Below are 18,045 nucleotides of genomic sequence, written 5' to 3'. Positions count from 1 at the left end.
CCAACCTCAGGCGGCCTTGCCGTTTTGAATTTCACTGGGCGGGGCTGCCACAAGGCGATCATTGGCGTCATAGGCAAACAGACGTTTTGGATCGATATAGAAGGTGGCGACCTCGCCAAGCCGCGGGTTGTGGACACCTTCTTCTTGGATTACCCAAGACACATCGTTGAAGTGAACGTGAACAAAGGTTTCCGACCCGGTGATTTCGGCCAGTTCGACTTCGCCCTGCATTGCGATGCTTTGATCGTCTTCGGGCTGAACCGACAAGTGATTGGCGCGCACCCCAACGGTGTAATCCCCCGGTTTCAGGCCGGACAAATGACCCGCCAAGGGCACGCTTTGCCCGCTGGCCAAGCAAAGCGCGTTATCGCGGACTTCTGCCTTCACCAGATTGATCGGCGGATCGGAAAAGATCAGGCCGGTCTGCACATGGGCCGGGTTATGATAAACTTCGGTGGTCGGGCCAAACTGGGTCACGCGGCCTTCATGCATGACGGCACATTTACCGCCCAACAACAGCGCTTCCATCGGTTCGGTCGTAGCGTACACAACAATGGTGTCGCGCTTGGCCAACAGGTTGGGAATTTCTTCACGCAACTCTTCGCGCAGCTTGTAATCAAGGTTCACCAGCGGCTCATCAAGCAACAGCAAAGTGCAATCCTTGACCATGGCGCGCGCCATGGCGGTACGCTGCTGCTGCCCGCCCGATAATTCTTGCGGCAGGCGATCAAGCAGATGTTCGATATGCATCAACTCGGCGGTTTCGCGCACGCGGCTTTCGATTTCGCCCTTGGCAACGCCCTGCAACTTCAGCGGCGATGCGATGTTGTCATAGACATTCATCGACGGATAATTGATGAACTGCTGATAGACCATCGCGACATTGCGCTTTTGAACCGCCATGCCGGTCACATCGACATTGTTGGCATAGATACGCCCACTGGTCGGCGGCTCAAGCCCGGCCATCATCCGCATCAGGGTCGTTTTGCCTGCCAAAGTCCGCCCCAAAAGGACGTTAAAGGACCCTGGCTCCAGCGTCATCGACACATCGTCGATGTGAGTCTCCCCACCCACTGTCTTGGTAATATTTTCAAGCGTAAGGGTCATGTTCCACTATATCCTTCGCCCGCTTTCACGGTGTTTTTTGATTTCAGTTCGGTGTTAAACCATTGGGAAATGGCATCGCGTGTTTCATCCGATACGTGCAGGCCCAATTTTGACCGGCGCCACAACGCATCTTCGACTGTGCAGACCCATTCGTGATCGACCAGATGGCGCAATTCACATTCGTAAACGTCATCGCCCAAATGCTGACCAAGCCCGCCTAGGTCAGATGCATTTCCGATCATTTGATTGGTAAGTGTGCCGTAGTTTTGAACGTAACGGTAGAGTTGAGCGTGCGGAATCCACGGAAACTTCTGCTGCATCGCGGCAAAATACGGCTCGAAATCGCCGTTTGGCATATCCCCACCCGGCAACGGTCTTTCGGCCGTCCAGCGGGTGTCATCAACGCCAAGTAGCGGGCAAATCTTGCTCATGGCGGATTCAGCAAGCTTGCGATAGGTGGTGATTTTGCCGCCATAAATGTTCAAAAGCGGTGCAGCATTTTCGCGGTCATCGCCCTTGTCGATTTCAAGGACATAATCGCGGGTAACTTGGGACGCGTCCTCGCTGCCATCGCCATAAAGCGGACGGACCCCGGAATAGGCCCAAACCACATCACTTGGCGCGATCTTCTTTTCGAAATAGCTGTTGCTCAGTTCGCACAAATATTTGGTTTCTTCATCGCTGATCGCGACCTTGGCCGGATCGCCTTTGTAATCGCGGTCCGTGGTGCCAATCAGGGTAAAGTCCTGCTCATAGGGGATGGCAAAAACAATCCGCCCATCCGGGTTTTGGAAGATATAGCAATATTCATGGTCAAACAGTTTGGGCACCACGATATGGCTGCCCTGAACCATGCGGATGCCTTGTTTCTTTTTGGTTTCGACCCGGTTTTCCAAAAGTTCGGCACACCATGGCCCGGCGGCATTGACCAGCGACCGTGCGGTGATGGTCTGTTCGCCGTTTTCGTTTTTAACGGTGACTTTCCAAAGATCACCGTCGCGCTTGGCCGACACACATTCGGTGCGCGTAACGATATCAGCGCCCAAATCACGCGCACTCATGGCGTTTAGCACTACAAGACGGGCATCCTGTACCCAGCAATCGGAATAGACAAATGCCTGATCCATGCCGTCGATCAACGGCTTGCCCGCCGGGTGGTTGGAAAGTTTGATGCCTTCTGATCCCGGCAGTTTTTCACGCCCGCCAAGATGGTCATACAAAAACAAACCAAGGCGGATCATCCATGCCGGGCGCAGGCCCTTAACATGGGGCAGAACAAACCGAAGCGGCCAGATGATGTGTGGGGCAGCGCGCATCAAAACTTCGCGTTCAATCAACGCTTCGCGCACCAGCCGGAATTCATAATGTTCAAGATATCGCAGGCCGCCGTGGATCAGCTTTGTGCTGGCCGACGAGGTTGCGCTGGCAAGGTCGTTCTTTTCACACAAAAAGACACGAAGCCCGCGGCCCGCCGCATCCCGTGCGATGCCCGTACCATTAATGCCGCCGCCGATAATGGCGACGTCGTATGTTTCTGAACTGAGCAACCGCTGCCTCCCTGGTGCCCTGACTTGTGACAGATGTTCTCAACTGTCGTTCTTTGTTGTCATAGACGTTACGAACGGCCCAAAATAATTGCAAGCGAAAATAAATAGGCATTTGAATTTTCGATAACGAAATTAATCAATCAATCTCTAGTCGATTGTATTTCAACATTATTTTTTATCCCGCCCCCTATCCAAGGTTTCAGGCGGCGGGGCGGTGGGACGGCAAAGCCGCCGGTTTACGCGTTAGAATCGGTTGAAAATGAAAAATAGAACATGGGGCATATCGCCGGGATGGGGGCGGATAGGTGTCTGATATATGCGCGTCGGGAACAGGTCATATTGGCGGGCTTGCCGCACATTCTGCCAAAGCAGGATGCTTTACGACGATCTGATGCAATCTTGTTGCAAAGCGTTGTTTTATCGCTGTTTACGATTGCCAAGGGATAAATATCCCGCAAAGATGTGGCATCTTTACCGGAGCAGACTAGATGAAGGCTATCGCATTTTGTCACTCCCAATGAAAAATACCGGAGGCACTAAAATGGTTTCGCTTAAGGACCCGTCACTCTTTACCCAAAAGGCATATGTTGGTGGCGAATGGATTGACGCCCCTGACGGGAAAACAGAACAAGTTACCAATCCCTCGACCGGGGATGTGATCGGCACCGTGCCGGTTCTTGGCCGTGATGTGGTTGCCGACGCAATCAATGCTGCCGAAAAGGCGCAGAAGCTTTGGAAAAAGCGCACCGCCAAGGAACGCGGCGCCATTTTGATGAAATGGTACGACCTGATGATGGAAAATCAGGACGATCTCGCGACCTTGATGACCGCTGAGCAGGGCAAACCCTTTGCCGAGGCCAAAGGCGAAATTGCTTATGGTTCCTCGTTCCTGCAATGGTTCGCCGAAGAAGGCAAACGCGTTTATGGCGATGTCATTCCGACCTTTGCCGAAGGCCGCCGTGTCATGGTTCTTAAGGAACCTGTTGGTGTTTGTGCCGCGATTACCCCGTGGAACTTCCCGACCGCAATGATCACGCGTAAAGCTGGCCCGGCACTGGCCGTTGGCTGTGCGATGGTTGTCAAACCAGCCATGGAAACCCCGTATTCCGCCCTTGCCATGGCGGTTCTGGCCGAACGTGCTGGTCTTCCTAAAGGCTTGCTGTCAATCGTGACCGGTGATGCGGCTGAAATCGGTGCGGAAATGACCGAAAATGGCAAAGTCCGTAAGCTGACCTTTACCGGTTCAACCGCGGTTGGCCGTTTGCTGATGCGTCAATGTGCCGATACGGTTAAGAAAATCAGTCTTGAGCTTGGCGGTAACGCACCGTTCATCGTCTGCGAAGATGCCGATCTGGATGCCGCGGTCGACGGGGCAATTGCCTCGAAATATCGCAATGCGGGTCAGACCTGTGTTTGTGCGAACCGCCTGTTCGTTCATGACAAAGTCTATGACGAGTTTGCTGAAAAATACTCTGCCAAAGTTGCCAAAATGCAGGTCGGTGACGGCTTTGAGGATGGCACGGTGATTGGTCCGCTGATCAACGAAAAAGCCATCCAGAAAGTCGAAAAGCAGGTCGAAGATGCCGTGTCCAAAGGGGGCCGTATCCTGACCGGTGGCAAGCGTCATGAAAAAGGCGGCTCGTTCTTCCAGCCGACCGTAATTGCCGATGCCAACCGCGATATGACGGTCTTCCGCGAGGAAACCTTTGGTCCGATGGCACCGCTCATTCGTTTCCACACCGATGACGAAGTCCTTGAACTGGCCAATGACACCGAGTTCGGCTTGGCCTCTTACTTCTATTCACGCGATATCTCGCGCATTTGGAAGCTGGCCGAGGGCCTCGAAAGTGGTCTGGTTGGCGTCAATGTCGGCGTTATGGCCACCGAAGTCGCACCGTTTGGTGGTTTCAAACAGTCCGGTATTGGCCGCGAAGGATCGAAATACGGGGTCGAAGACTACCTCGAAGTCAAATATGTCTGCATGGGCGGCGTTGACGAATAATTTCGGATCTTTGGCGACCTGTCAGGTTGCTCTGACTTGGCCAAATATGACCTAGCAAAAAGGGGCGCTGCAAACCGCAGCGCCCCTTTTTCGTGTCCCAACAGCTCAGACGTTCGGGGCAATCCCCTAGATGATCTGATTGTCTTTGTTGTCTTTGGCGTGTTTGGCATTCTTGTCGTCATCGCCAACGATGGATTGCGATGATCCGGCGGGCAATTCCGATTGCAGCTCGGTAAAGACATCAAACATGCGCGGGTTAAAGGCAATCTGTGCCTGCATCTTATCGCGCCGTTCGCGTTCGTTTTCCGGGGTGCTCATTTCCGATTTTGCCAAGGCATTGCCATTAAGCTTCTGCTCAATCGCATCTGAAATGGCTTTTTCGATGGCTTGGCGTTCAGTCGCGCCCATCTTCGCCAGCTTTTCTTCATCCAGCCCCATGCTTTGCAAAATCTTCTCGCGCATTTCTTTGATTTTGCGCTCTTCGATTTCTTTGACATAGGTGGTGAAGCCATGCTCGCGGATATAGGCGAGATCGGCATTTTCTTCCTTGTCTTTTTCCGGAAGCGGCTGGCTGTTTGATGCGACCGTTTGGGCCTTCGCAACCGTGTTTTTGGCGCTATTGGCGACGTTGGTCACATTCATCATTGTGTCGTACAATCCCATACGAACCCTCCATAGGAAAAAACTACCGCGAACAATTAAGCTGTTGAATTAACTATGCAAAACGCATGCCGCGATAAACCCGGCAGTTTTGTCACCCAGGTACGGGTCAAAAAACGGTCTTTAAAACAAGGTGTTGCAAGAAATCTTGTCAAAATTTTCGAAAACGAATTGTTTTTTGTGCGAATTTTTCCCTAAATAGGGTCATAAAACCGACGGTCACGTTTTCAACACGGGCCGGAACGCATGATTTCATGCACGATAATACGGTGGGAAAACCTGCCGGCTCGGGAGGAAAACAAACATGACCGATACGCGTTACATTCTGGCGATTGATCAGGGCACGACCAGTTCACGGGCAATTGTCTTTGATGAAAATGGCCGATCTGTTTCCGTCGCACAGCAGGAATTCCCACAACATTTCCCCAACAATGGCTGGGTCGAACATGACCCGGAAGATTTGTGGAACACGGTGGTTGCTGTCTGCAAAGAGGCCCTTGGTCGGGTTGATATCAAGCAGGTGGCCGCAATCGGCATCACCAATCAACGTGAAACGACCGTGGTCTGGGATCGCAAAACCGGCAAGGCGATCTATAACGCGATTGTCTGGCAGGACCGCCGCACAGCCCCGTTGTGTCATGATTTGAAAAAATCCAATCCGTCACTGGAAAAGGATGTTAATGCGCGTTCAGGCCTTTTGATTGATCCGTATTTTTCCGCGACCAAGGTGGCGTGGATCTTGGATCATGTGTCGGGCGCGCGTGCCCGGGCCGATCAGGGCGATTTGGCGTTTGGGACGGTCGATAGTTTCCTTTTGTGGCGCTTGACCGGTGGCAAGTCGCACGCAACCGATGCCACCAATGCCGCACGGACCAACCTGTTTAACATCCGCGAAAATGACTGGGATGATGATCTGTGTGACATCTTCCGCGTGCCGCGCAATATGTTGCCTGATGTGCGCGATTGTGCGGCTGATTTTGGCATGGTCGATGCCGATCTGTTTGGCCGCGAAATCCCAGTTCTTGGTATGGCCGGTGACCAGCAGGCAGCCGCCTTTGGTCAGTGCTGTTTTGAACCGGGCGCTATCAAAAGTACCTATGGGACCGGCTGTTTCGTGATCCTCAATACCGGGGACGAAGCCATTACATCGCAGCATCGCCTTTTGACCACCGTCGGTTATCGGTTAAACGGCAAAACAAGCTACGCCATCGAAGGTGCGATTTTCGTTGCGGGGGCGGCGGTGCAATGGCTGCGCGATGGTTTGGGTATCATCAAATCAGCCGCTGAAACCGAAGGCCTTGCAAAATCACTGGACGGCAATCGCGGGGTTTATCTGGTGCCGGCCTTTACCGGGCTTGGCGCACCTTATTGGGATCCCGATGCGCGTGGGGCGATTTTTGGCCTGACGCGTGATACCGGCCCGCGTGAATTTGTCCGTGCGGCCCTTGAAAGTGTTTGTTACCAGACATTTGATCTGTTCGAAGCCATGGCGGCAGACGGTGTTTCGCCAAAAGCGGTGCGGGTTGATGGCGGCATGGTCAGCAATGACTGGATGTGTCAGATGCTGGCCGACGTTTTGGGCATTGATGTTGAGCGCCCGGAAGTTACAGAAACAACCGCCCTTGGTGCGGCTTATCTTGCCGGGCTTCAGGCGGGCATTTACCGCGACCTTGATCATATTTCCCAGAAATGGCACCTCGACGCCAGTTACCGCCCGTCATTGGAGCCGCGCCATCGTGCCCAATTGCTTGCAGGTTGGAAAGATGCGGTGGGCCGTGTGCAAACCGATCAGGACAGCTGATACCAGCGGGGCGGATTGATTGCGCGTTACCCCTGACGCACTTTTCCGTCGCAGGGGGCTGGTAAGTATCGACAATGCTTAGTATTCTTTGTGGGCGGTACCGATGGTGCCGTCCTTTCTTTTGCGGGTAGGGGCCCGTTCATCACGCACAGTGCAGTTATCACGCCGGGGGCAACATGCTTGATCTGATCGTCGGAAAAGTCGGTCCTGTTTTTTTGACGATCTTGGCCGGTTTCTTGCTGACCCATGTAAAGATCATCTCCCGCGAAGGCATTCCGTTCCTGGCCAAAATCGCGATGAATGTCTTTATCCCGGCGATGTTGTTTCAGACACTGTCGCAATCAGACATCAGTGCGCATTTCGATTTGCGCCTTTGGGGCAGCTATTATACCGGCGTGCTTTTGAACTTTGCGCTGGTGTTTATGGCCGCACGTTTGTGGCTTAAGGCCAAAACGGACGAGGCCGCTGTGACCGCAATGGGCGGGGTGTTTTCCAACATTGTTCTGTTGGGCATTCCGTTTGTTCAGGCCGTTTACGGCGAAGAGGGGCTGGTGCCGCTTTTGGTCGTGTTGTCGATCCATCCGCTGACCCTTCTTGGCCTTACCATCCTGATCGTCGAAGGCACGCGTGGTGGCGATGGTCATTGGTTGCCCAATGTGATGCGCAGTGTGTTTCGCGTCATGCGCAATCCGATCATCATTGCGATTGTGACCGGTGTTTTGGCGTCTCTTATTAATCTGCCGGTCCCTGAAATGATCGACGGTACGCTGGAACGGTTCCGAACCGCCGGGCCAACGATTGCATTGTTGTTGGTCGGCGCCGGCCTTTATGGCCAGTCGGTGCGCGGTAATTTAAGTGCAAGTTTGCTATGTACCGTGGCGAAAATGTTTGTTCAGCCGATCTTGGTCTTTTCGGTCGCCCATTTCATTTTCGATCTGCCGATGCTGTGGCTGACCATTGTCACACTGGTCGCGGCCCTGCCATCGGGGGCCAATGTTGCGGTTGTTGCGGGCAATTATAATGTCTGTGTTGATCGCTCCGCCACCACTATCCTGATCACAACCAGCATCAGTATGCTGACCTTGCCGCTGATCGTGCTTTATGCCGGGGCGCAGTAAATTTCCAGTTTGATGCGCATATTCGGCTGTTGATCGGCGGCGTAAGTGCTACCGATTTGCCGCCATCAAAATGCGCTCCATCAAGCTGATTTCATCGCCAAGTGTTGGCGTGTCGGCTGCTGGTCTGCCGTTTTGAATGGCGGTGACAAAGCTGCTGATTGCGTTTTTCTGCCCCTTGTCCTTGGTCAGCCAGCTTCGCATGACCCGTTTGCCATTGACCTTTAAGTCGCGCCAATCGTGCAAGGTCGCGCCAAATCCGGGGGCGGAAACCTCAAGGATTTCCTTGGGCTCATGCCGGTTTGCGCGGAGATAACTGACTTCCCCAATTGACCCGTCGGCAAACGCAATCTGCCAAATGCTATCGCCCACTTTTAGATCCAACCACCGGCAGGTGATTTCGGTAATGGCGGCACCGACTAAATAGCTCAGCAGGTCGATGAAATGGCTGATTTCGCCAATGGTTTGTCCACCCTGCTGTGATTGGCCCAGCCAATGATCAGGGGCGACGGGAGTGAACCGAACGCGGTACTGAAATTGCTTTGCCTGTGCCGGCAGAAATGTCCGAATCTTTTGGCTCATCGGGGCATAACGCCGATTATGGCCGATCATGAAGATCGATGACTGCGTCGCGACATAGGGGCGCAAAAGATCAAGCTCGTCGTGGTGAATGGCCATCGGCTTTTCCAACCAGACATGCTTGCCCGACGCCAAGGCCAGCTGCGCCAATTCGGCGTGGCTGTTATGGCGGGTTGCGATGATCACGCTGTTAATATCGGTATTGTCAAAGATGTCTTGGGCGTTCGAGCAGGATATGGCCCCATCAAATTTTTGCGCCAAGGCCAAGGCAGATAGCCCACTTTCAGACGCGCAGGCCCGAACCGATATGTCGGGGTGCTTGCCGATGATCGGCGTCAAAACCCCACCCAGATAATTCCCCGTCCCAATCAGGCCGAGTGTGATGGTGTTGGTACCTTTGGGTTCTGCAGTGGTTGCGGTTTTTTCGGTCTGGGGTATGCTTTTATCTGTCGGTTTTGCTGTGTTATTGGCTGCGCGGCTCAGGTTCTCGTTTTGCGAAAAATGCACAAGTGTCGCCAGATCATCGCTTTTGGCACCTTTTTCAAAGTGCTCGGCAATCGCATCAAACGCAATTTCCCTTGTTACAAGGGGCAGGGGATCAAGCCGACCATCTTGCATCAAGGCAAGGGCGGCTTGCATATAACGTTTCACGGTCCAGCGCACATACCCCGCAGGATAATCTTGGCCGTCTTGTTCATATGTCGGGTCATAGCGACCGGGGCCATATGATCGCACCTGACGTATGTCGATTTCCTTTCGATATAGCGCTTCGCGTGTGCCCTGTGGCGCAACGTCGCCAACGCAAACAATGGTCCCGCGATCCCGGCACAGCTTCGCGGCCGCATCAATCAAGTCGTGGTTCCCTTGGGCGCTTGCGCAAATATAGACGGTATCAAACTGATTGTTCGGTGCGTTTTGTGCCGCGTCATAGGTCGTATTGGCGCCGCTGGTTTGTGCGATCTCGCGACGGTCGGTGTTGGGTTCAATGACATCTATGATGGCCCCTGCTGCCAGCGCGGTTTGTAAAACCAACTGACCAATCAACCCGGCCCCGATAATGGCAACGCGGTTGCCAATGTCGGTGTCCCCTTGGCGCAGGGCATGGAGTGCCAGAGCATAAAGGGTGGTGAACGCGGCTTTTTCGTCGCTGACGGTTTTTGGAATTGGGCAGGCAAAGTGTTTCGGGACCACATTCCACTGGGCGTGATTGGCGTGGTTCATGCCGCCAATCGCCACCCGTTGCCCGCATGCGATATCGATGACGCCGTCCCCGATGGCCTCGACAACGCCTGTACCGCAATATCCCATGGGCAAGGGGCGACCAAGACGGTTTTGAACACGGGAAAAGGTTTGCAGGGCACCATCGGATCGCAATGATTTAAGGGTCAATGCGACAAGGTCAGGGCGTTGCCACGCCTTTTGAAACAGCGATGCCGTGGCTTGATGGGCTTGGGTGAATTCTGTGCCGGGACTAATGACAGTTGCCGATGTGCGGACCAAAACCGAATGGGGTTTCAGTGACGGTATGGGGCAATCGGCCAACATGATCTTGCGCGCACCGGGAAACCGCAACAGAGCCTTCATCACCGTCATGCCATACCTTTCGAGGTCCTGGTTGAATATTTGTCTGTTGATTAAACCATATGCGTCACATGTGCGTCGATCAGTGATTGACGAAGCATTGGTAGCGGTTTAGCAAGACGGCAGACCTCAATTTGGAACTGTTCACGATGCAACAATCTGTCCCAACGCGGCATTGGCGCGACACCGTGCTTAGCGTTGCTGCCATCCTGTTTGGCATTTCCGCCCCTTTGTTTTTCTTTGGGCGCGCGGCCGTCGGGATTGGCTTGGTATTGTCACTAATTCTGGCAGTGGTAAGTGGCAATAATGGCCAAGCATGGCGACAATTGCGCCGCGATTTGACATCGCCGCTGGGCCTTGTTGTCATGCTCGTTTTTATCTGTTGGTTGCCGTCCGTGATCGGAACAATTAATCCAGAAAAATCTTGGGGCACATGGTTTGCGCGCTTGGCGATGATCGGTGGGGTTTGGTACCTGATGCGTTTGATTGCGCCTAAGGCCCGGTATGCTTGGAATACGCTGATTTGGTCAACTCTTACGGTGATGGGCTACTGCGTTTTGGCGTCATTCACCTCGGCCGATATTCTCAGCCTAAACGCAATGCTTGATCCGGAACGCCATGTCGACATCACCCGGCGCTTAAAGCCAACTGGCAGCTTTTTCATGTTCGCGACCATCTTGTTCGCCGCGGATTTGTTTGACCGCAAAGGGTGGGCGAAACTGCTACCGCTTCTCGGGATTGTCGCCTTCTTCTATATTATTGAGGTTTCTGGTGCGCGTGCTAATACGGCTGGTACGCTTGCGGCATTTGCCGCGGTTGTTGTTGCCGCTTGGTTCGTCTTGGAAAACCGCTTGGTGAAAATAGTCCTTCTTATTGCGACGGTTTTCAGTGTGGTAGGTATTCTGTTTTGGTTGTCATCCATTACAACGCAGTGGGCTAATACGGGTACTTTTACACCCTATCTCCCAACCGGTATCGTGGATGCCCATCGGCAGCTTATTTGGCAATTCGCTTATAGCCACGTGTTTGATCATCCGCTGACTGGTTGGGGAATTAATGCCGCTCCTTGGATACCAGGTGCTGATGGCATGGTTGAAGGATTTAGTCAGGCGGTTCTACCGGGGCATCCCCATAGCTGGTTTATGGAAATCTGGTTAGAAACCGGCTTGGTCGGATTGCTACCCGTTGTTTTTTTGGTTGTTTGGTGTGCCGTAGTGAGTTTGCGCGCAATCTTTAAGGAAGGTTTGCAGATTGCTGCTCCCATTTTGGCAATTCTTGCTGCTTACTGGTTCTCTGGGCTTTTTAACTATTCCTTTTGGTCCACTTGGTGGTTTGGTGTTTTCGTCATCACATTGGCGATTGCGGTTATGCGCCGTGACGCATTGTTGCGCGAAACCGCTCCAAAATCCCGGCGCAAAACCTTGATCGTTGTTGGCGAAGATTGGTCATTTGTTTCGCACCGGATTGGGCTTGCGCGGGCTGCACTGGTGCGCGGTGACGAGGTTGTCGTGGCTTGCAATACCGGTGATGCGGCAGATGGTCTGCGAAAAGAAGGTTTTCGTGTGGTCGACGTGCCGATCGCGCGCGGCGGCTTAAGCCCGTTTAAATCCCTAAAAACTGTAAAGGCGCTGGCGTGCCTTATTCGTCGCGAGCAACCCGATATCATTATCAATGTCGCAATTCAGTGCGTTGTGCTTTCGGCTTTCGCTGGGCTTTTGGTTGGCGCGAAGCGATCCGTTAATATGATTATCGGACTTGGCTTTTTATTTGTGTCAAACAGCGCCAAGGCCCGCATTGTGCGGCATATTGTGTTGCTGATTTTACGCGTTTATGCTCGGTGTCCGTCAATTCACGTCATCGTGCAAAACAGCGATGACCTTGCCTGGTTAAAGGGGCTCGGTTTTAAGGACCAACGTCTTAACCTGATCCGTGGGTCAGGTGTGGATATCTCGGCATTTACGCCCGATACCCAAAAATCAGAAAATCCAGCCACGCCCAAAACCGCTATTTTCGTTGCCAGAATGCTGTGGTCAAAGGGCCTTGCCGAATTGATCGAAGCCGCCCGAATTCTAAAATCGCGCAATTGCAATTATCGCATTGTGTTGGTTGGCGATGCCGATCCTGCCAATCCCGATAGCGCATCAGAAAATGACTTGGCGAAATGGCAGCAAGAAGGCTTGGTCGAATGGCTTGGCAAGCGGCGCGACATTGCGCAATTGCTGCGTCAAGCTGATCTGGCTGTGTTGCCATCGTGGCGCGAGGGGCTTCCGAAATCCTTATTGGAAGCGGGCGCATGCGGACTTGCAATGGTTGCAACCGATGTGCCGGGATGTCGTGAAATCGTCCACCATCAGGAAAATGGCCTTCTGGTGCCGTTGCGCGATGCGGATGCGCTTGCCAACGCCATCGAACAGTTGATGGAAGATGACGCAACCCGTCTGGCATATGGCAAAGCCGCTCGGGATTTGGTCGAACGTGAACTTTGTGATCGCGTCATTATCGCCAGCACTTTGGCTTTTGCCACTGGCGATGCATCCGACGATCCTGTGCGCACGGTGCCGTTTGCTTCCGCGTTGGTGTGACCATTCATTTCGCACACCTGTGTGAGGGATGAAGCGATCCACGCAATATTCTCTTAAAGGTCCCGGTGTCGGGGCCTTTTTATTTGGGTGGAATTGTTTTGCCTGAAAATCCCGTTGCGAGATCAAACGTAATTTTGTATACAATATACATAGGTTAAGCATATGCCCGATTTTGGGACATGAATATGGAATGCGGGCACCGTAAAAAGTGCGCGCTGTATCAGGAGGTTTCTTTCCATGCAGGTAAATTGGACTGGCGTTTTCCCCGCCGTTGCCACTCAGATGAACGAAGACGGCTCGATTGATTTCGATATGACCGCTGAGCAGATCGAATCCCTGATCACGGCCGGCGTTGATGGCTTGGTCATGTTGGGTTCGGTCGGAGAAAACACCGCCCTTGAAGCAGACGAGAAAATCGCTGTGCTTAAGCTTGCGGTGGAAGTCACCAAGGGTCGCATTCCGGTCCTGTCTGGCGTTGCTGAAAACTCGACCCGTGCAGCCATTCGCTATGTTCAAACCTGCGAAGAACTGGGTGCTGATGGCCTGATGTTGCTGCCGGGCATGGTTTATACCGCCGATCCGCGCGAAAACATTGAACATTTCCGTACCGTTGCAGGCGCGACCAAGCTGCCGATCATGATCTATAATAACCCGGGCGCGTATCGCATCGATATCAAGCCAGAAGAATTCAATCAGCTGGCTGACGTTGAAAATCTGGTCGCTATTAAGGAAAGCTCAGGCGATCCGCGGCGTATTACCGACATTTATAATGCCTGCGGCGATCGCTTTGTTCTGTTCTGCGGCATGGATGACCTTGTCATGGAAACCCAGGTACTTGGTGCCGTTGGCTGGATTTCCGGCTTTACCGATGCCTTCCCAAAGGAATCTGTCGCATTGTGGAAACTGCTATCTGAAGGCAAATACAAAGAAGCCCTTCCGATTTATCGCTGGTTCACCCCGATTCTGCATATGGATGTCCATGCCAAGCTGGTTCAGTACATCAAACTTGCCCAGGAAATGACCGGTGTTGGCAAAGCCTACGTGCGCGCACCGCGTCTGCCGCTGGTGGGGGCTGAGCTTGAGTCCATCAAGGCAACCATCCAAAAAGCCATCGATACCCGCCCGAGCCTTTAACGTTTCGGGCAATCGTGCACGCTGTCGCTCGGGTACATAATCGGGCGACTGCCTTGGTTGTGACATCAACCAATTGCATTACGATTGCAAATAATGAAACAGTGAACGCCGCAACGCTATGGTGTCGGGTCGTTCACTGTGACCTTGTAGGCGACACCAAATAAAAACACCCCATCAGGCGAGGCCCCCAAATGCCCCAATCAAGCACAGCATCCAAAAAGCCAAATGCCGCCGGTCAAAAGGCGCTCGTCATTGGGGCCGGGATTGTTGGTGTCAATGTTGCCTTGGCGCTTCAGGATAAGGGCTATGACGTTACGATTGTTGATCGTGGCGAACCGGGCATGGGCGCATCCTTTGGCAATGCGGGCGGGATTGCGGTGACCGAATGTGCGCCAATCGCCATGCCCGGAATTTTGTCAAACGTTCCCGGCTGGCTGATGGATCCGCTTGGCCCGCTTTCGGTGCGTTGGCGTTATCTGCCAAAAATGCTGCCGTGGCTTGCGCGCTTTTTGGCCGCAAGTTCCAAAACCCGGGTCGAACAAATCGCGACCGAACTGGCCGCACTCCTTCATCGCGCATGGGATGATTATGACCCCATGATCGCCAAGGCCGGTCTTGCCGACGCCGTGTTTAAAAAGGAAGGGGCGCTTGCGGTCTACCGGACCGATGCGTCGCGTCGCAAAGACGATTACGGAATTGATCTGCGGCGGCGCAATGGCATTAACATTCGCGATGTCAGCCGTTCTGAAATCCGCGATCTTGAACCTGATCTGGCACCGATCTTTGCTTGCGGCGTCATGGAAGAAGACTGGGGCCGCGTGCTTGATCCCTATAAAATCGTCATGGGCCTGTTTAAATTGTTTACCGATCGCGGTGGTAAGTTCGAAACCGGCGAGGTCACAGACTTCGTCTATCGCGATGGCAAACCGCGGGCAGCAATCACGACATCGGGCGACAATATCACCTTTGATACGGTGGTGGTGGCCTGCGGTGCATGGTCCAAAACACTGTCCAAACGTTTGGGCTCACCTGTGCCGCTTGATACGGAACGCGGCTATAACACTACGGTGCCTTATCACGGGGCATCGCTATCGCGCATGGTGATTTGTGCTGATGACAGCTTTGTCATGACGCCGATGGAAATGGGCATTCGCGTTGGCGGGGCCGTGGAACTGGGTGGTTTGGTTGCGTCCCCAAATTATGATCGCGCCAAGGCGCTGTTTGCCAAGGGCCAGCAAGTCCTGCCCAAATTGAACCCCGAAGGCGGCACAGAATGGATGGGCTTTCGCCCTTCAATGCCGGACTCAAAACCGGTCATTTCCAAAAGCCCCAATCACCAGAACGTCTTTTTCGCCTTTGGCCACGGCCATCTTGGCCTGACATTGGCGGCCACCACCGGACGTCTGATCTCTGACCTTATGAGCGGGGCCGAAACCCCGGTCAATATGACCCCTTATCGTATCAACCGTTTCTAAAAGGCCCCACCCATGGCGAAAGACAGCTTCTTTTGTATTGATGGTCATACTTGCGGCAATCCGGTGCGTCTGGTTGCCGGCGGCGGGCCAAAGCTCAATGGTGCGACCATGCTTGAAAAGCGTGCGCATTTTTTGGCGGAATATGACTGGATCCGCACCGGCCTGATGTTTGAGCCACGCGGGCATGATGTGATGTCCGGATCGATTTTATATGAACCGACATCTGATGACTTTGATGTTGCCGTGCTGTTTATCGAAACATCCGGCTGTCTTCCGATGTGTGGGCACGGCACCATCGGCACGGTGACCATGGCAATTGAAGAAGGTCTGGTGAAACCCAAAACACCCGGGCGCTTGCGTCTGGAAACACCGGCCGGGCTGGTCATTGCCGATTATCGTCAGGTTGGCGACTATGTTGAATCGGTCAAGCTCACCAACGTTCCGTCGTTTCTCTATAAAACCGATATCGCGGTTGATTGTCCTGATCTGGGGCCGATCAAGGTTGATGTTGCTTATGGCGGCAATTTCTATGCGATTGTCGAGGCTCAGGAAAATTACCGCGATTTATCTGACTTTACCGCGGGCGATCTGCAACGCATCAGCCCGGAACTGCGTCGGCGCTTAAATGCGCAAAACGATTTCGTGCATCCATTGCATCCCGATATTAAGGGGCTGTCGCACATCCAATGGACCGGCAAACCAACCCAGCCCGACAGCACGCACCGCAATGCCGTGTTTTATGGCGATAAGGGAATTGATCGATCGCCCTGTGGCACCGGATCCTCGGCGCGCTTGGCCCAGCTTGTCGCCAAGGGGCAGTGGGACCCGGCCCATGAACTGGTCCATGAAAGCATCATCGGATCACAATTTAGGATCAGCGTGGTCGAGCAAACCAAAGTCGGTGATTTTGATGCGGTGGTGCCGGGCATCGAAGGTTGGGCGCGCAAGCACGGCTATAACACCATCTTTATTGATGACCGTGATCCCTATAAGCACGGCTTCGTCGTGACCTGATCGGTAGATGTGCGCGTCTACATATATATGTGCATCAACAAACGTCCCCGTATGCGCCCTTTGTTGAATTGGCGGTAGGGGGTGAATTATACATTATTCAATTGTATTGCACCGCGCTGGGCGGCTGGGTATGAGTATGCCAAACCAAACATATAAGTTTCGATCCGACACATTATTTGCCCCGGCTGTGATGGCGCGGGCGCCCATAATAAAAGAACTGACATGACCGCATCACCGCGATTTACCCGCCGCACCATTACTGATCAGGTGACCGAAGACCTTCGGGCCCGTATTCTGGCGGGGGATTTTCCGGCGGGCTTCCAATTGCGTCAGGATGCGATTGCCGGGGAATATAATGTGTCGCGCATTCCGGTCCGCGAAGCTTTGCAACGTCTCGACGCCGAAGGACTGGTGTCGTTTCAACCTCATAAGGGGGCAATTGTCGCGCAATTGTCGCTCGATGAAATCGAAGAATTGTTCGAAGTACGCAAATTGCTCGAATGCGAATTGCTGCGCCATGCCATCCCGCGCATGACCCCGGCTGATTTGAAATCGGTCGAAGATATCTTGATGGTTTATGACGAATCCTTCCGGGCCGGGGATGTTGGAAAGTGGGGGGAGCTTAACCGTGAATTCCATGATCGCCTGTATCAGCCCTCCAATCGCCCCAAGACGCTCGAAATCATTCGCATGATTGGCAATAACACCGTCCGCTTTGCCCAGGCGCAGTTGGCCCTGTCAGGTGAAACTGATCGGGCGGAACGCGAACATCACCAGATTTTCGAAGCCTGCAAAGCCGGGAATGTTGATGAGGCCGTCGGCCTGTTGGCCGCCCACATTGAAAACTCTGCCAAAAGCCTGATGAATTGCCTGCGCACTGCGCGCCAATAAACATCTCTATGTAATGTGTGCCCAAACCACCGGGCAGCGTACCGTGCTTGTTGGGCTGATTCGCAACAGCGCATCCTTGCGACATTAATCGGTGCAATCAGATCCGTTTGACCGGTGTCGGGCATGGCAGGCGAAGGCTTTTCCGCTTTCCGCTTTCCGCTTTCCGTCTTCACCTTGGCTTTATGACGTCCGTATGGCGCCTAACCGGACCCGCTTTTTCAAAATCTGATTCTTTTTTGATCCGATTCTGGTCGGTGGCCGTATCTTTTTCTGATTAATTTGCAGTGTTGCGGGAACATCTTAGGGCCCAATACGTTTGCGAAATCACAGACAGATTATCCATAGGGCAGAACTTCCTAACCGGACCCCACTTGCGGGTCACAAAGGACAAGCCTATATGTCTCTTCGCGCAAAGATTTTGCGTAAGGGCATTTCTGTCTCTTTTTTACAAAAAGGTGTTTGACAGTTTAAGGGGCTGGGCCTATAACCCGCCTCCACCGACGCAGTGCGGCGCCAACGAGACGGCGACGCGGGGCGGGCGGTTTTGGGCTTCGGTC

At 53.4% G+C, this 18,045-nt stretch carries 12 protein-coding genes; 8 read left to right on the top strand and 4 right to left on the bottom strand.

All coding sequences use genetic code 11. The annotated features are described in order from the left end of the window. Positions 1-6 precede the first annotated feature (6 nt). On the bottom strand, positions 7-1,107 hold the full coding sequence (locus tag HCZ99_RS05720) for an ABC transporter ATP-binding protein (RefSeq protein ID WP_167446014.1): 1,101 nt from the start codon (positions 1,105-1,107) through the stop codon (positions 7-9). Further along, positions 1,104-2,654 (bottom strand): glycerol-3-phosphate dehydrogenase, encoded by a 1,551-nt coding sequence (glpD, locus tag HCZ99_RS05715; protein WP_167446013.1) that lies wholly within the window; start codon positions 2,652-2,654, stop codon positions 1,104-1,106. The genes HCZ99_RS05720 and glpD overlap by 4 nt, the downstream gene beginning before the upstream one ends. Positions 2,655-3,195: 541 nt before the next feature. Here glpD and HCZ99_RS05710 point away from each other — a divergent pair. Then, positions 3,196-4,656, top strand: a complete 1,461-nt coding sequence (locus tag HCZ99_RS05710; RefSeq protein ID WP_167446012.1) for an NAD-dependent succinate-semialdehyde dehydrogenase — start codon at positions 3,196-3,198, stop codon at positions 4,654-4,656. A 126-nt stretch (positions 4,657-4,782) separates the two neighbouring features. Here the strand turns inward: HCZ99_RS05710 and HCZ99_RS05705 are convergent, their stop codons facing one another. Next, positions 4,783-5,319: a hypothetical protein gene (locus HCZ99_RS05705; protein ID WP_167446011.1), complete on the bottom strand. Its 537-nt coding sequence runs from the start codon at positions 5,317-5,319 to the stop codon at positions 4,783-4,785. A gap of 301 nt (positions 5,320-5,620) precedes the next feature. Here HCZ99_RS05705 and glpK point away from each other — a divergent pair, with 301 nt between their 5' ends. Both glpK and HCZ99_RS05695 read left to right on the top strand, forming a co-directional pair. Continuing rightward, positions 5,621-7,117 (top strand): glycerol kinase GlpK, encoded by a 1,497-nt coding sequence (gene glpK / locus HCZ99_RS05700; RefSeq protein WP_167446010.1) that lies wholly within the window; start codon positions 5,621-5,623, stop codon positions 7,115-7,117. A 176-nt stretch (positions 7,118-7,293) separates the two neighbouring features. Next, positions 7,294-8,235, top strand: a complete 942-nt coding sequence (locus HCZ99_RS05695) for an AEC family transporter (RefSeq protein WP_167446009.1) — start codon at positions 7,294-7,296, stop codon at positions 8,233-8,235. A 48-nt stretch (positions 8,236-8,283) separates the two neighbouring features. Here the strand turns inward: HCZ99_RS05695 and HCZ99_RS05690 are convergent, their stop codons facing one another. Then, entirely contained in the window at positions 8,284-10,404 is a 2,121-nt protein-coding gene (locus HCZ99_RS05690) for a bi-domain-containing oxidoreductase (RefSeq protein WP_167446008.1), read from the bottom strand. Positions 10,405-10,541: 137 nt separating this feature from the next. Between HCZ99_RS05690 and HCZ99_RS05685 the strand changes: the two genes are divergently transcribed. The 5 genes from HCZ99_RS05685 (at position 10,542) to HCZ99_RS05665 (ending at position 17,488) form a co-directional block, all read left to right on the top strand. Then, positions 10,542-12,974 (top strand): glycosyltransferase, encoded by a 2,433-nt coding sequence (locus HCZ99_RS05685; protein WP_167446007.1) that lies wholly within the window; start codon positions 10,542-10,544, stop codon positions 12,972-12,974. Between the two features lie 237 nt (positions 12,975-13,211). Beyond that, positions 13,212-14,108, top strand: coding sequence for a dihydrodipicolinate synthase family protein (locus HCZ99_RS05680; RefSeq protein ID WP_167446006.1), 897 nt, complete (start codon positions 13,212-13,214; stop codon positions 14,106-14,108). A 191-nt stretch (positions 14,109-14,299) separates the two neighbouring features. Continuing rightward, the gene (locus tag HCZ99_RS05675; protein ID WP_167446005.1) at positions 14,300-15,583 is read left to right on the top strand and encodes an NAD(P)/FAD-dependent oxidoreductase; all 1,284 of its coding nucleotides are present in this window, start codon (positions 14,300-14,302) and stop codon (positions 15,581-15,583) included. 12 nt (positions 15,584-15,595) lie between these two features. Continuing rightward, positions 15,596-16,597: a 4-hydroxyproline epimerase gene (locus HCZ99_RS05670; RefSeq protein WP_167446004.1), complete on the top strand. Its 1,002-nt coding sequence runs from the start codon at positions 15,596-15,598 to the stop codon at positions 16,595-16,597. 222 nt (positions 16,598-16,819) lie between these two features. After that, positions 16,820-17,488, top strand: coding sequence for a GntR family transcriptional regulator (locus HCZ99_RS05665; RefSeq protein WP_167446003.1), 669 nt, complete (start codon positions 16,820-16,822; stop codon positions 17,486-17,488). Positions 17,489-18,045: the final 557 nt, after the last annotated feature.

It is taken from the genome of Thalassospira lucentensis (assembly GCF_011806425.1).
Lineage (GTDB): Bacteria > Pseudomonadota > Alphaproteobacteria > Rhodospirillales > Thalassospiraceae > Thalassospira > Thalassospira lucentensis_B.
This window is presented reverse-complemented; position numbering and strand designations above follow the sequence as displayed.